Annotated in this window: 14 protein-coding genes; 10 read left to right on the forward strand and 4 right to left on the reverse strand. The window is 44.0% G+C overall.

All coding sequences use genetic code 11. The features are described 5' to 3' along the window. Positions 1-55 precede the first annotated feature (55 nt). The 3 genes from ABJF92_RS00400 (at position 56) to ABJF92_RS00410 (ending at position 2,559) form a co-directional block, all read left to right on the forward strand. Positions 56-1,213, forward strand: a complete 1,158-nt coding sequence (locus tag ABJF92_RS00400; protein WP_446813952.1) for a methyl-accepting chemotaxis protein — start codon at positions 56-58, stop codon at positions 1,211-1,213. A gap of 3 nt (positions 1,214-1,216) precedes the next feature. After that, positions 1,217-2,038 (forward strand): hypothetical protein, encoded by an 822-nt coding sequence (locus ABJF92_RS00405; protein WP_446813878.1) that lies wholly within the window; start codon positions 1,217-1,219, stop codon positions 2,036-2,038. A 149-nt stretch (positions 2,039-2,187) separates the two neighbouring features. Beyond that, the gene (locus ABJF92_RS00410; protein ID WP_446813879.1) at positions 2,188-2,559 is read left to right on the forward strand and encodes a glutathione S-transferase N-terminal domain-containing protein; all 372 of its coding nucleotides are present in this window, start codon (positions 2,188-2,190) and stop codon (positions 2,557-2,559) included. A 68-nt stretch (positions 2,560-2,627) separates the two neighbouring features. Here ABJF92_RS00410 and ABJF92_RS00415 read toward each other — a convergent pair whose 3' ends face one another. The 4 genes from ABJF92_RS00415 to ABJF92_RS00430 all read right to left on the reverse strand — a co-directional run bounded on the left by ABJF92_RS00415 (position 2,628) and on the right by ABJF92_RS00430 (position 5,521). Next, positions 2,628-2,768 carry a hypothetical protein gene (locus tag ABJF92_RS00415; RefSeq protein ID WP_446813880.1) on the reverse strand — a complete coding sequence of 47 codons (141 nt, stop codon included), beginning with the start codon at positions 2,766-2,768 and terminating at the stop codon, positions 2,628-2,630. An 89-nt stretch (positions 2,769-2,857) separates the two neighbouring features. Continuing rightward, positions 2,858-3,727 carry a DMT family transporter gene (locus tag ABJF92_RS00420; RefSeq protein ID WP_446813881.1) on the reverse strand — a complete coding sequence of 290 codons (870 nt, stop codon included), beginning with the start codon at positions 3,725-3,727 and terminating at the stop codon, positions 2,858-2,860. Positions 3,728-4,036: 309 nt separating this feature from the next. Next, the gene (locus tag ABJF92_RS00425; RefSeq protein ID WP_446813882.1) at positions 4,037-4,525 is read right to left on the reverse strand and encodes a hypothetical protein; all 489 of its coding nucleotides are present in this window, start codon (positions 4,523-4,525) and stop codon (positions 4,037-4,039) included. 9 nt (positions 4,526-4,534) lie between these two features. Beyond that, positions 4,535-5,521: a YHYH protein gene (locus tag ABJF92_RS00430; RefSeq protein ID WP_446813883.1), complete on the reverse strand. Its 987-nt coding sequence runs from the start codon at positions 5,519-5,521 to the stop codon at positions 4,535-4,537. Between the two features lie 329 nt (positions 5,522-5,850). Here ABJF92_RS00430 and ABJF92_RS00435 point away from each other — a divergent pair, with 329 nt between their 5' ends. The 7 genes from ABJF92_RS00435 (at position 5,851) to ABJF92_RS00465 (ending at position 14,831) form a co-directional block, all read left to right on the forward strand. Further along, a complete protein-coding gene (locus ABJF92_RS00435) occupies positions 5,851-7,275 on the forward strand; it encodes a sigma-54 interaction domain-containing protein (protein ID WP_446813884.1) in 1,425 nt (474 codons plus the stop codon). A 274-nt stretch (positions 7,276-7,549) separates the two neighbouring features. Next, positions 7,550-8,608: a TRAP transporter substrate-binding protein gene (locus tag ABJF92_RS00440; protein ID WP_446813885.1), complete on the forward strand. Its 1,059-nt coding sequence runs from the start codon at positions 7,550-7,552 to the stop codon at positions 8,606-8,608. A 66-nt stretch (positions 8,609-8,674) separates the two neighbouring features. Then, a complete protein-coding gene (locus ABJF92_RS00445; protein ID WP_446813886.1) occupies positions 8,675-9,268 on the forward strand; it encodes a TRAP transporter small permease subunit in 594 nt (197 codons plus the stop codon). Between the two features lie 8 nt (positions 9,269-9,276). Continuing rightward, entirely contained in the window at positions 9,277-10,641 is a 1,365-nt protein-coding gene (locus ABJF92_RS00450) for a TRAP transporter large permease (RefSeq protein WP_446813887.1), read from the forward strand. A gap of 14 nt (positions 10,642-10,655) precedes the next feature. Continuing rightward, positions 10,656-11,429, forward strand: coding sequence for a 3-hydroxybutyrate dehydrogenase (locus ABJF92_RS00455; protein WP_446813888.1), 774 nt, complete (start codon positions 10,656-10,658; stop codon positions 11,427-11,429). Positions 11,430-11,866: 437 nt separating this feature from the next. Next, complete coding sequence (locus tag ABJF92_RS00460) at positions 11,867-12,316, forward strand: MerR family transcriptional regulator (protein WP_446813889.1); 450 nt, start codon at positions 11,867-11,869, stop codon at positions 12,314-12,316. Next, positions 12,303-14,831, forward strand: a complete 2,529-nt coding sequence (locus ABJF92_RS00465) for a heavy metal translocating P-type ATPase (RefSeq protein WP_446813890.1) — start codon at positions 12,303-12,305, stop codon at positions 14,829-14,831. The genes ABJF92_RS00460 and ABJF92_RS00465 overlap by 14 nt, the downstream gene beginning before the upstream one ends. Positions 14,832-14,929: the final 98 nt, after the last annotated feature.

The following is a 14,929-nucleotide window of genomic DNA, read 5'->3' on the forward strand; positions in this document are numbered from 1 at the left end:
TTAGATGTGGAATGGATTCTTTTATTCATCAAGTTTAATGAGGTGATTTGTCGTGATGCTGTTTACTCCTGGAATGTTATTACTTTCATCGGTTGCCAAACCCCTTAGAATTTTACTCATTTGTAGCCTCGCTCTCGTCAGTATTTTGCTTGTGGTTTACGACTCAGCCCTAAACTATTTGATCATCACCTTATGCGCTCTATCTTGGTATTTCGCCCTTTGTCTGATCTTTCTGACACAACAGCGATTACATTCTCTTCGCGAACAGCTTGATGACTCAGAAAATATTTCTGCACTCTCCCTGACAGCTAACGATACGGACTTTAATGCCCTAGCAGGGCAACTTAATCACCTGATTCGAGAACTACAACGAAAAGATCACTTACTTATGAGCTGTGCTCAGGAAACCCAGTACACGGCAACAGAGCTGAATAATTCTTCTGTTCAGCTTTCTGACGACGCCGAGAAAGAGCATGAGGCATTAAACTCCATCGCCTCTACTGCGGAAGAAATGACCGCGACCGTAGGCGATATTGGCAGCCGCATGTCTCTCACCCAAGACATGGCGCAAACCACCTCTTCTCTGGTGATGGACGGCAAGCAATCACTTAACACCCTACAGAGCACGCAACAACAGCTGGATATTAGTGTTAAGAACAACCAAGCCAACATCGCTATCTTGACGCAAAACGCGGAGGAAATTAACAGCTTCATTGGCACCATTGCACAAATCACTGAACAGATTAATTTGCTGGCATTAAATGCTGCTATTGAAGCCGCTCGAGCCGGTGAAGCAGGACGAGGCTTTGCCGTTGTCGCAGATGAAGTTCGCTCACTGGCCTCGAATACAGACAGTGCTGCACAAGATATTGCAACGCTAGTGGCGAATATCCAATCTCAGGTAGCGATCTCAAAAGACAACAGTCAAGCCATGGAAGCCATCAGTCAACAAAGTGTGCAATCAATTTTCAGCACAGAAGCTCTGCTAGATGAGATAGAAAAAGCCGCTCAAACCACTTGCCACGAAGTAAGCACCTCTTTGGGGTTAATCAGTGAATTTGGCCACGCCAATGACGAAATGTGTCAGCGACTGCAAGAAATTGCTCAGGTGAGCGAGAAGAATAGTTTATCCAGTAAAGATACCAAGGACATGGTGAAATACCTTTACTGGTTATCATCACGTTTAGAACAACAAAACCCAAAGGAAGTTTAAGTTATGACCCATCAAATTTTACTGCTTGCCGCGGTCTGCTTTGGCCTACTAACTTTAAGCCTCATCCGTTTAATACAAACCAAAAGACAAGCGCGCCAAAAGAGTATGATCGGCCTTGAGCTTATTAATACTTTAATGAGCATCATAAAGCTCACCCAGCAACATAGGGGCATGCATTCTGGCTACCTAAATGGTCAGACAGCCTTAGCAACCAAGCTGAACGCTCTAGAAAGCGATTTAGCCTGTCACTTCAAGACACTTTCGGAGGCCCATAAACATTTCGACCCGCGTACTTTTCAAAGCCTGCAAGCAGAACAAAAACAATGGCAAAAGCTTATTCAACCTAACGATCTCAATGCCAATATCAGCTTTCAATTACACTCTGGTTTGATTAAGCGTTTGCTTGATAGCCTTTGGGACATGGCAGACGACTTTGGGCTCACCACCAGCCGCAGCCTAGACGTGAAAGCGCTTTCCAACAAATTAGTTCGTACCTTACCAGAACTGGCAGAGTCAATCGGTCAAGTAAGGGCCTTAACAATGCAGGTTTCTAATAGCGAGCGCTGTACGCCAGATAAAAAACTTCATTTGCTTTTTACCCTTGCCAAGATTGAAAAAGAAGTCAGCCATATAGAAGGCACTGTCGGAAGACAAACGTGCCAGGCCATTCAAGGCTTCGTCAATGAAGTACGCCTAAGCGTTGACCAACAAACGTTAAGTGAACGCAACCCAGACATATTCTTTCAAGAAGCGACCAAAAACATCGATGCAATTTTTCAAAATATTCATCAAGGGTTAAACAGCATTAAGGCTCAACTTGGTTGATCCGTTGTCTGCTATTCGAACGGGTTGTGATACGGCTTAAAAGAAACATTTAAATGGGTACTAGGATTGGTAATTCAGATAATTGACGGTTTTGTTTCAAATCGTAAAGCGATAGAATTCAGCCCCACTTATCATCATCGGGCTAAACTATGAAATTCTTTATTCGTCTTATTCGCAATACCCTCGGCCTCATCATGGTGGCTCTTGACTTACTCACCCGTGGCCGTAAGTTACAACGCACACCAAGCGAGCAAGAACTCGTCAATGAACAACTTGGTGAACTGTCTTTGTATCAGTTTTTTGCCTGCCCATTTTGCATTAAAACCCGTCGTGCAATACACAAGCTTAACTTACCGATTGAAATGCGCGATGCTTCTCAGGGTTCGCCCTTCCGCGCAGAACTCTTGGAAAATGGTGGTAAAGTAACGGTTCCTTGTCTGCGAATTGAGCAACAGGGCAAAGTTGAATGGATGTACGAATCAAGCGACATTATTCGCTATCTTGAAAAACGCTTCGCTTAAACGAGTTACGAGAAATTGACCTACCAGTGGCGTCATCGTGAGGCACTGGTAGGTCAATAAACAACGATTTATTCGTAGGTTCTGTGTATGTGGCAGGTTCGATCGCCATAATAATCATCACAATAATTGCAATTTATCTGGCTACCTTTCTGCGACTCTTTGGCAAGAACCCCTAAACATTTACTGACCACTGCGATTAAAACTTTCATAACTCTCTCCTGCTTGCTGATGTTTTTATATTATTAAGAACAATCTAAAACAGGAAAGTGATAGTTTATATCGATATCATAAAGATACGCTATTGGCTTAGTCGCAAGATCACAATACCCACTAGCGCAGCGGTTAATCCGATCACTTCTTGTCTACTGAACGCCTCTTTCAGAAACACTCGTGAGTACAATAGGATAAATAAGATATTCATCGCCGCCACCGCCGATACCAAACCCGCCGCGCCAATGGAAAAGGCAGTTAAGATTGCCATCATGCCCGCCACATTGGTTAAACCAACCACTAAACCACAAGCAAAGGTTTTGCTATTAGACCACTGATCACTCTCTGCTTGAGGTTTTGATCGGCGACGGGTTCCCTGCCACCAGCTCAACGCAAATAATACTCCCCCAACACCAAACATTAGCGTCAATGTGGCAAACATATCCGCTTCAAGTCGAGTGGATTGCTTACCAAGCAAATCATTAATGGCGAAGAATAATGCCGCTAACAATCCCCATTGAGCACCTTGCAGGTTACTAAGCGAGATATCATTGGAATAACGTATGGTATACAAACCCACAAAGATAATTACAAATCCAATCAATTGCTGGGTGGTTAGGGTTTCATTCCATATAATGTAGGCTAACAGCACCACAAACAAAGGCGGCAAACCCGCTAAAATGCTGATCAAGGAGGCTTTACCTTGAGAAAAACCTTTGTGCAATGCCGCATTAGAAGAAAAAGAGCCTATTCCCAGAGCAACCCCTACAAGCACATCAGACCAAGCATACCATTGCTGATTAAGTACTATCATAGCGATCGTACTGATCACAAAACCCACAAAAAACACTCCAAACAACATCAGATTTCGGTCTAGGTTTTTTTGTGAGGTCCATTGATACATGATGCCACGGGCACCAAAAAACAACGCGGCCAGCAACGCGTAGATAATCCACATAATTTACTCCATTAAATATTTTTGAAAGTACTAAGAGTTGCAAAAGGTAGAGAGCAGAATGTCTCGGGATGAGGGCTTAAAAGAGGTATTTTTCATAGTGCGATCTTCTTTAGTTATTTTTTGTAATTATTAATATGGTAATACTAAACGACTGTCAGAACAAAAAGAACCCCCAATGTTGATTGTCCAACTATTGAGGGTCACTTCAGATTGGGGGTTCTTTTAGACTTGGCAGCACACTAAAGCAGCGCCTTAACGAGGCTTAACCTAGCCCATTAAGGTGCTGCTATGTGTTAGCACTCATGAGGTTTATTGCTTTCTCACCATGGTAACCGTTGATGAGATTGCTTCTCCATCCTTGGCCCATTCACTGTGATCATTACCGTTGAGGGTAACTTTTATAAGGTTGTCTCCTAGAGTTAGAGCACTGCTGGGTAAATGGAACCAATTACTATAAACACGTGCGTATTTCACCCCATTCACATAAATATGTGCATGACCGGTATTTTGCTCGACAGCTTGGTTGATTTTAGCGGGCGTGAAGGTGAAATTGCGCGTCATGATTTGCACGTTATAACCTCCCATCACATCAGGAAACATCAAATGATTCACCGCAGGCGTGGGCAGATTTTCTGCAACTTCTCGCAACGGATGTTGGTGGAGGGACATAGCATCTAGCTGGCTAGAAGTTTCTAACTTTGCCCCCACACTTTCATTGCCTTCTACAGGCAAAAATGTCATCAGGGTGACCGCTGTAGCCGCCCCGATGATTAAATAAGCAATTCTTTCTACTAACATTTTCAAAACTTACTGAGGTGGTGGCAAAGCATCTCGCAATGCTTGAGCTGTAATGCCTAGAGCTTTAGCAGCTTTGTCAAAATCTGGTGGCATGGTTTGACCAAGTGCCTCCCTTAGTTGCGCTACACTAACATTCAACTGGTCGGCAACGGCTGAAAAATCAGGGCCAGGACCACCTTGACCATGATTACCGTGCTTGATGCTGTCTGACACTTCACCGTGATAACAGTTGATCATATAAGGTGCTTCATCTGCAGTGAGGTGATAATGATAAATGCCTTCAGGGAACTCTGGTGTTGCTTCAAAGTGACCGCTGCATTCGTCTAAATCATCATTAGTGACCGTCACACCATTAATACCCTGATTACCGTAAACTGGGAAACCATCTTCAAGCACCCCAATCATCATCGAATGCTGGCCTTCCACATCGAGGGAGTCCGTCACACAAAGTGGAATACCGTGGTAATGATAATTCGTGCCATTAACTAGGGTATGACCATTACATTCGTCCACAAAAGGCACATGGTCATGAACGACATTATCATCCAGTGCCGTTATCGACCTTTCCATATCTTCATAGTCATTGAAGATCTGTGCACCGGTAATCGCAACACCAATTCGACCTAAAGAAGTGTTTGTTGTATCGGTCACGTAAGTGGGCTGGGTCGTAATGGTAGTATCGATCTGTGTCTCTTTAAAATATTCAGCTGACTTAACAACCGTAAATTCGTCGGCAGCATTATCAGAAAACGGCATGGACATTACGTCATTGGGAATAAGATACTTCTCAGCAAAACCGTGGCTAGGAATACCGTTCGACTGAAAGCGAAAACTGTTGTCGTCCTTATTAATGGAGATTTCTACATTCTCAGCCCAATTTACTTGTTGTACCGCCAGGCTCGTATCAACCTGGCTAGACAGAGATTTAAGCTCTACCGCAGATACGGCCACCACAACGGACAAGGTAGCGACACTAAAAAGTAATTTGTTCTTCATAAATAAGATTTTTCCAGGCGAATAAATTAAAAGTCCATATAAACATTATACTGCGCTCCTATAACCTTACGTATAGCGGTCAGTGTAAATCAGTGTAAAAACGAACGACTGAAGCAATTCACTCATGCCACCTACTTCCATAATTGTTTATACCCAAAATAGACAGGTCTTCGAAAGGCATTGTTTTATCTATGTTTTCCTAAAGGTTTTAGTCTCTTTACTTCCTTGTAATATATGAAAGCTCTAGTATATAAAGGAGTTAATCGTCTCAGTTACTTAGGGAAATGGATCTGTCTTTCCCTGTTACAATCCATTAGTAAGGAACATATATGGCTTTGAAACTCCCTATCACTCACAAGCTTCGCCAAGCGGCAGAATCTTATCGAACAATTCTAGATGCCTTAGAAGAGTGGGTGGTTGTGGTCGATCATAATGCTAGGATTTTCTATTTAAATCGTCCTTATGCGCGTTTTTTAGGCGTGAATGCTGAAGATGTTAAAGGTAAAAAAGTCACTGATGTGATTGAAAATACTCGCATGCATATTACCATCCAAGATGGTGTCGCCGAGCGCCTATCGATACAGCGTATTCGTGGCAGTAATATGATCGCTAATCGTTTCCCAATCATGGAACAAGGAAAAATTATAGGTGCAGTAGGCACTGTTATTTTCCACGACACTTATGAATGGAAGCGCATCAATAGTCATATAAAAGCGTTGCTCGCCGAGCATGAATTCAAAAATCAAGAAGCATCACTGCCAAATAAAACGTCCACTGCCAATTATCGTTTGGCCGATATCGTCGGTGAAAGTAAAGCGATTAAATCTCTTAACCAAACCATCACTCAGGTAGCCTCGGGTGATGTGACTGTACTGCTTCGTGGGGAGTCAGGGACGGGGAAAGAGCTGTATGCCCATGCTATCCACCAACTTTCAGAAAGAGCTGATGCACCTTTTATAAAAGTAAATTGCGCTGCAATACCTGAGAACTTATTAGAGAGTGAACTGTTCGGCTATGAAGATGGGGCCTTCACAGGCGCAAGAAAAGGTGGCAAAGCCGGTAAGTTCCAGCTGGCCAATAAAGGCACGTTGTTTCTTGATGAAATCGGTGATCTGCCATTATCAATGCAAGCTAAGCTGTTACGTGTATTACAAGACCGTGAAGTTGAGGCCGTTGGTAGTACTCACTCCACTCCGATTAATATCCGTTTGATCACCGCGACTCATCGCCCTTTAGAAGCCATGATTAAAGCCGGTAATTTTCGTGAGGATCTTTATTACCGTATAAATGTGGTTAACGTGTCGCTGCCTCCACTGAGGGAGAGAGCTGAAGATATTTCAAAGCTCGCAGAACACTTTTTACATAACTTGTCCCGTCGAACCGGACGCCGTGCGCCTAAGCTAACCGCTCAAGCGATGACGGCAATATTGGAGTATTCTTGGCCCGGTAATATTCGTGAGCTTGAGAATGTAATGGAAGCCGCTTTTTTTACAACGACAGACAGAAAAATAGCACTGTCTCTGTTACCTGATTTTATTAGTCGTGAGATGAGCACGGAAGTTCGACCAAACCTTCCTACTCTTGCACCAACAATCATGACAGGAACACTGAAAGAGCAATTAGAAATAGCAGAAAAAAATGCTTTAAAACAATCACTTATTCTTAGCAATGGTAATAAAACTAAAGCGGCCCAACATCTCGGCATTAGTAAATCGACTTTTTACGAGAAAATAAACAAGCATCATATCAAATAAAACGCAATTTATTCCGGATTACCGGACTATGTCTGATAATTCGGACTATGAATTGTGCTTTATTTCACCATATCACACGAAAACCGTCCGGATAGTCGGAATTAATTTCAAAGAAAGTTTCTAAAACCTACAAAAAAACCACTAAACTATTGATATATATGTCTTTTTATTTTTTGGCATTTTTCTTGTAATAATCTCTATCAGTCACATAACCAAACGTTGGCTATGTCACAAAATACAGTTCATTAAAACAACAATAAATTAGGGCAATATTATGAAGAATACTCTCGTAGCACTTTCTTGCGCTTCAGCATTATGTGTTTCTGCTCCTGTTCTAGCTGATTTCGATAAAATACGCTGGCAAGTCCCCATGGCCTTCTCTTCTACCCTTACGGCGCTTGGCGACACGATGCCTGAAGTCTCGAAAATGCTCAGTGATACGAGTGGTGGTCGTGTGAAACTGCAAGTCTTTGAACCAAATACCGTTATACCTGCTTTGGGTATTTTCGAGAATGTCAGTACAGGAACAATCGACGCAGGCTATTCTTGGATGGGGTATGAGTGGGGGCAAGTACCCGCCGCAGCTTTATTTGGCGCGACGCCTTTTGGCCTTGAGTCCAGTGAGTTTACGGCTTGGATGTATTTCCATGGCGGTGACAAAATGTTGAAGTCATTATTTGAGCCTCACAATGTATACCCTATTTTGTGTGGCACTATCAGTCCCGAAGCCGCCGGTTGGTATAGTAAAGAAGTAAATACGCCTGAAGACATGAAAGGCTTAAAATTCCGCGCCGCAGGTGTTGGTGGTGAAATTATGTCTGAAATGGGTATGTCCGTTACTGTATTGCCAGGTGGAGAGCTGTATCAGGCCTTAGAGACTGGCGTACTAGACGGCACAGAATTTTCTATTCCTACTGTTGATCAACAGTTAGGCTTCTACCAAGTCGCTAAGCATTACTACTTACCTGGCTGGCATCAGCCTAGCACTAACCAATTTCTCTACATCAATTTAGACAGTTGGAACGATCTTAATAATCAAACTCAAGCATTGATTGAAAACACCTGTATGGCGGCCAATACATTGTCTATTGCTAAAGCAGAAGCTTTACAAGGGGCGGTGTTATCCGATTTTGAATCTAAAGGTGTACAACTTCATCAATACTCTCCTGAAATCTTAGCCGCTTTTGAAGAAGCAACTCAAAAAGTCATGGCTCGCCGTTCGGCCAGTGATGATAACTTTGCAGACATTTATGCTTCTATGAAAGCGTTCCAAAAAGAGCATGGTTCATGGAAAAAATACGGTTACTTGCCACGTAACTGGGGCCATAACTAAGCATTTTTCTATTCAGGCCAGTACCTTACTGGCCTGATTTGTTTATTTCTGTTTTTGGATGACGCTATGTCAGAACATGATAATCACCTTGATTTAAAGGCGATAGAAGCAAAATTAGCCGACAATACTTGGACGCACCTACCTGAAACCAAGCTATCAAAATATATTGAGTACCTCATTGAAAAGATTGGCCGAGCGGTTTCTTATATTTGGATTTTGTTGGTTGTATTAGTCGTTGGCAATGCTTTGATGCGCTATTTCTTCAGTGTCAATTTTATTGCTCTAGAAGAACTACAATGGCATTTATATGCTATCGGTTTCATGGTCGGCCTTTCTTACTGCTTAATTCATGATGGCCATGTACGTGTCGATGCGTTGGTAGAGCACCGTAACTTAAGGACACGCGCATGGATTGAGATCATTGGCTTAAGCTTATTGTTGCTCCCCTTTTGTGCCATTGTTATCGAATATGCTATCCCTTTTGTTACTCGAGCTTACCGGTTAAATGAAGTCTCTTCTGCACCAGGTGGTCTGCCAATGCGTTGGCTAATCAAGTCCACCATTCTGTTTGCTTTTGGTTTATTAAGCTTAGCGGCATTGTCTCGTTGGCTGCGTTGTTTTGCCCTCATACGCCAACCCAAGTCTGACCATGAGCAATAGGAGCCTGTATGTTAGAAACTTATGAATTTTTAGTGGTTGCCATGTTAGGCAGCTTCATCGCCCTAATTTTTACGGGCTTTCCTGTCGCATGGATTTTAGCAGGTCTAGCCGTATTATTTAGCTGTATTGGTGTGTTGAGTTATGAGTATCTTGACTGGGATACCTACTACATGACCAGCTGGCGTGTATATGGTACTTTTGTCCAGCGTATCTACGCACAAATGAGTAATTGGGTCATGGTTGCTCTCCCTATGTTTATATTTATGGGGTTAATGCTTGAGCGATCCGGTGTCGCTGAACGCCTAATGGTGAACTTTGTGCGTTTGTTTGGGCGTTTTAGAGGTGGCTTAGGTGTTTCGGTGATTTTAATCGGCATTTTGTTTGCTGCTTCGACAGGTATTGTTGGTGCTTCAGTTGTACTACTGGCGATGCTCTCAATGCCGGTTATGTTGCAACAGAACTATTCTAAATCGTTTGCGAGTGGAATCGTTGCATCTTCTGGAACATTGGGAATTTTAATCCCTCCTAGCATCATGCTTATTATTATGGCGGATCAGTTGTCTCTTTCCGTCGGTAGCTTATTTATGGGGGCACTTGTTCCTGGCTTAATGTTGGGGTTCTTATACATTGCTTATGTCATCACCAACGCTTTTGTTAATCCAAAATCCTGTCAATTACCAACAGATTTACCACCTGTCACCTGGGCGCTGATTACGGAAACTCTCTTAGCAGTAATTCCTCCATTAGGTCTGATCCTCGCGGTACTTGGTTCAATATTCATGGGTATTGTTTCTCCCACTGAAGCCGCTGGGGTGGGTGCTCTTGGTGCAACATTACTGGCCGTCATGAACAAACGTTTTAGCATGGCTATGCTTGCCGATGTGTGTCGACGAACAACGATTACGACAGCGTTTGTCTTTGGTATCTTCCTTGGTGCAACAGCGTTTGCTGTCGTCTTGAGGACGTTAGGTGGCGATGAATTTATTAGTGATGCACTGCAAAGTATACCTTTGTCACCATTAGGTATTGTGGTGGTGATTCTATGCATTACTTTTGTTGCTGGTTTTTTCTTAGACTGGTTAGAAATAAGTTTAATTTTATTGCCTTTGGTAGGTCCAGTGGTGGTAGCTCTAGGGTTTGACCTCGTTTGGTTTGTCGTTTTGTTTGCCCTCGCATTGCAAACCTCTTTTCTAACCCCTCCTGTTGGTTTCTCTTTGTTCTATCTAAAAGGTGTCGCGCCAGCGGGAGTCACCACTTTAGACATATACAAAGGGGTAATTCCATTTATTTTAATTCAGCTATTAGCCGTTACCTTGGTTCTTTTTGTGCCAAGCATTGTGTTGTGGCTCCCTGAAACCATGTATGGCAACTAGTTAGCGAGATAAATATGCAAAACAATACTGTACTCATTACTGGCGCTGCCAGTGGCATCGGGCTAGAAATTGGTCAGGCTTTTTTAAGACAAGGCGCAAATGTTGCAATCATTGACTTTAACCACGCGGCTATAGAATCGGCAGCACTCACCTTGGCTGATTACTCAGATAACGTTGCATTATTGCAATGCGATGTCACCGATGAAGTCGCTTTTGGCCAAGCGATGGATCAAGCTATTGAACGTTTTGGCCGTGTCGATATTCTGATTAATAATGCAGGACTTCAGCACGTTGCCCAGATCGAGGATTTTGCAACAGAGCGTTATCGTCAAATGATAGACATCATGCTTGTTGCGCCTTTTGTTGCAATCAAAAAGCTGCTACCGCTCATGAAGCAACAAGGCCACGGACGTGTCATTAACATGGCATCTATCAATGGCCTAATTGGCTTTTCAGGAAAGGCCGGATACAACTCAGCTAAGCATGGCATTATCGGCCTTACCAAAGTGGCCGCTCTAGAAGCTGCACCATTTGGTGTAACCGTCAATGCGCTTTGCCCGGGCTATGTCGATACTCCTCTCGTACAAAATCAGCTGGAGGATTTAGCAAATACACGAGGCGTAGCCGTTGAGGATGTTCTTGAAGAAGTCATCTGGCCTCTTGTACCACAGAAGCGGTTACTCAGCGTTGAGGAAGTTTCTGATTACTGTTTATATCTCACCAGCCCCTCTGCTAAGGGGATAACCGGACAAGCAATCGTTATTGATGGAGGCTATACTGCCCAATAATTCAATATAGCTAGGTTGTATCTACAAATCGACCTAGCTTTGTCTGGACTTCCCAGAGTTTACTGTTGGCGAAAAAAGTATACTAGTCAGTGGTATTTTAACTTCCCCCCCTAAAAGTCTCATAAACAAGCTATTACCGCTTGTTTCATCACCAAATCTTAATTAGCCATCCTACTCAATCCTTAAGATAACCAACCAAGCTTGACGTATGTCCTACACACATGTTGTAGACTCGGTTTGGTAATCAATACTCATGACAATTTAAGGAGAGTGAGATGAATTGCTGTAATAAGCCACCTAAGGGCGGTACTAAGAGCCTCTCCCTTTTTATAAAAATGGTACTGGTCATGCTGGTCGTTATTTTGACCCTTGCCTATCTGTTTGGATAAGTTTTCCTAACCTATAAAGCTGATTTCAACTTTATTGAGGAGTACAAGATGTTAACCGCAGAAATCGCCAGATTAGTTGGTGTTACCCCAGAAACCGTACGCTTTTACACGCGCAAGAAGCTGCTTCATGCCCGCAAGAATCCCACTAATGGCTATAAAGAATATGATCAAAACGCTGTTGAGCGTTTACGCTTTATCAACCATGCCCGCAGCATTGGCTTTAGCCTTAAACAAATTACCGACATTATTGAGCAGTCGGAACAAGGCACTTCTCCCTGCCCAAAGGTTAGAAGTTTGTTGCTAGAGCAAATCCAGCAGACGAAGCAAAAAATCACCCAATACCAGCAACATTTAGCCCTAATGGAAGCAACTTACCAAAGCTGGCAAGGTCAGCCTGATACCATTCCTGATGGCAAAGCCATCTGTTGTTTGATCGAGGAGTGGTCTGATAAACATCCAGGGGCGATGACAAAGGGAGTGGAGAATGAGCAAGTATAACTATACCTTGGCGCTCACAGGCGTGCGTTGTCAAAACTGTGTTAACAAGCTCAACTCGACCCTAAAGCTCAGTGACGAGAATCTTGAGTTCGACATTAATTCAGAGAAAAACCTGCTTACCCTCACTACCGAATTAGCCATTGACGAAGCTATTACCATTGTTCAGTCCTGTGGCTATCAGGCAAGTCCTGTCGCGCCTTCAGAACAGCCAGCACTACAGGACAATGCTGACCAAGAAACAGGTAGTCGTTCATCACGCCCTAGTAACACCAGCTCAAGCATTAAGCTTGCCTTAATGAATGTTACGTGTGCAGGCTGTGTTAACACTATAGAAAAAGCCCTGACAGCACTTACCGGTGTAGATAAGGTGAGCATCAACTTCGCAGCTCGCACCGCTTCGGTGGACACGCAATTACCAGCCAGCCAACTCATTCAAGCCATTCAGGCGGTGGGTTATGATGGTCACGAAATTGTCGATGAAGAGGCAGAGGCCAGCCAAAAAGACAGCCGCGAAGCCGTCCTGTACCAACAAAAGCTTAAACACAGTGTGATGGGCTTAGGGGTCGGTGTACCGCTGATGCTTTACGGGCTTTTAGGTGGCGCCATGTCTGTTGACTCTAGTTTGCAACAAGGCATTTGGTTCCTGGTCGGGATCCTTACCTTTATAATTCTGTGGCTGTCTGGACAGCATTTTTATCTCGGAGCTTGGAAAGCGTTTATCCACCGTAGTGCCAACATGGATTCCCTAATCGCCCTAGGAACAGGTACTGCCTGGCTGTATTCCATGGTCGTTGTTTTGGCATCTAGCCATTTACCCGCTGAAGCCAGACACCTGTATTTTGAAGCGACCGCGATGATCCTTGGCCTCATCAATTTAGGGCAAGCCTTTGAGTTAAAAGCTAGAGGACGTACCTCTGACGCCATCAAACGTCTGCTAAACCTGAAAGTAAAAACAGCCACAGTGATACGTGAGGGCAAAGAACAGATACTGCCCGTAGAGCAAGTCATGCTTGGTGATCAGATTCGCGTCAAAGCGGGTGAAAAAATTCCAGTGGATGGTGAGATCATGAGTGGCCATACCAGTGTGGATGAAGCCATGTTAAGTGGTGAGCCTATCCCTGTGGAAAAACAAGCGGGCAGTAGGGTTTCTGCAGGCAGCATTAATGGCCAAGGCAGCTTTATCTTTGAAGCGCAGAAGGTTGGCAATGACACCCTGCTCTCACAAATCATTGCCATGGTGTCCAGAGCACAAAACTCAAAGCCACCTATTAGCCACCTTGCCGATCGTGTGTCAGCAATCTTCGTCCCCAGCGTGATGATTTTAGCCATTATCACAGCGCTCGCTTGGTACAACTTAGGGCCGCAACCCGCCTTGGTGTATATGCTGATTGCCGCGACATCTGTGTTGATCATCGCTTGCCCTTGTGCTCTAGGCCTCGCAACCCCTATTTCCACCATGATAGGCGTGGGTAAAGCGGCTGAATTTGGCGGCTTAATACGCAATGGTGAAGCCCTGCAAAAGGCCAGCGAGCTTGATGTCATTTTGCTCGATAAAACGGGCACTATTACCCAAGGCAAACCACAGGTCAGCCAGTTTCAGGCTCTGGGCGATGAAACGCTCATTTTGCCTCTCGTCAAGAGCCTAGAACAAGGCGCTAATCATCCCCTTGCCAATGCCTTGATTGCCTATGTACAAGATACAGCAAGCAACATCTCCCCTGTGGAACTGAGTGGTTTTGAATCTCATACTGGCTTGGGCGTATCCGCCTTTTACCAACAACAAAAAATGCTGTTAGGTAACGAGAAGATGATGCGTCAATTTAATATCGACACCTCATCAGTTGAGAAAAAAGCACAAAGCTGGCAAGCACAAGCCAATACTTTAGTGTATTTCGCCATGGACCAAAAGCTGCAAGCCATATTCGCTATTAATGACCCCATTCGCGATGATTCACTTGAGGCCATCAGTCGCTTTAAACGCCGTGGTATTCGTGTCGTCATGTTGACCGGGGACAACCCACAGACGGCCGCCGCTGTCGCTAAAAGCGCCAATATTGAAGAGTACTACGCTGAATTAATGCCTGCCGAAAAACTCAACTGGCTCAGCCATTTTCAGCAACAACAATTGAAAGTGGCCATGGTAGGAGACGGCATAAACGACGCCCCAGCCTTAGCTCAAGCCGATGTGGGCTTTGCCATTGGCAGCGGGACAGATGTTGCCATTGAAAGTGCCGACATTACCTTGATGAGAAGCTCTTTGCATGGGGTGTCAGACATTATTGATATCAGCCATGCGACGATTAAAAATATCCGCCAAAACCTCTGGGGGGCCTTTGTTTATAATGCCCTCGGTATACCGATTGCGGCGGGGGTGTTATTTCCAATCACAGGTTGGTTGTTAAGCCCCATTATAGCGGGTGTTGCCATGTCTCTCTCGTCCATCACAGTGGTGAGCAATGCCAACCGCTTACGGCTTTATCAACCGGCTAACCCACATGCTAGGGTTAAGGAGTAAATTATGTGGATCAATATTTTTGGTGTGCTGTTAATTGTGGCGATTATCTGGTGGTTTTGGGGAAAATAAATCACTCTGCATAATACTAGACCACTAGA

The sequence above is a fragment of the Marinomonas sp. genome (genome assembly GCF_039940335.1).
GTDB lineage: Bacteria > Pseudomonadota > Gammaproteobacteria > Pseudomonadales > Marinomonadaceae > Marinomonas.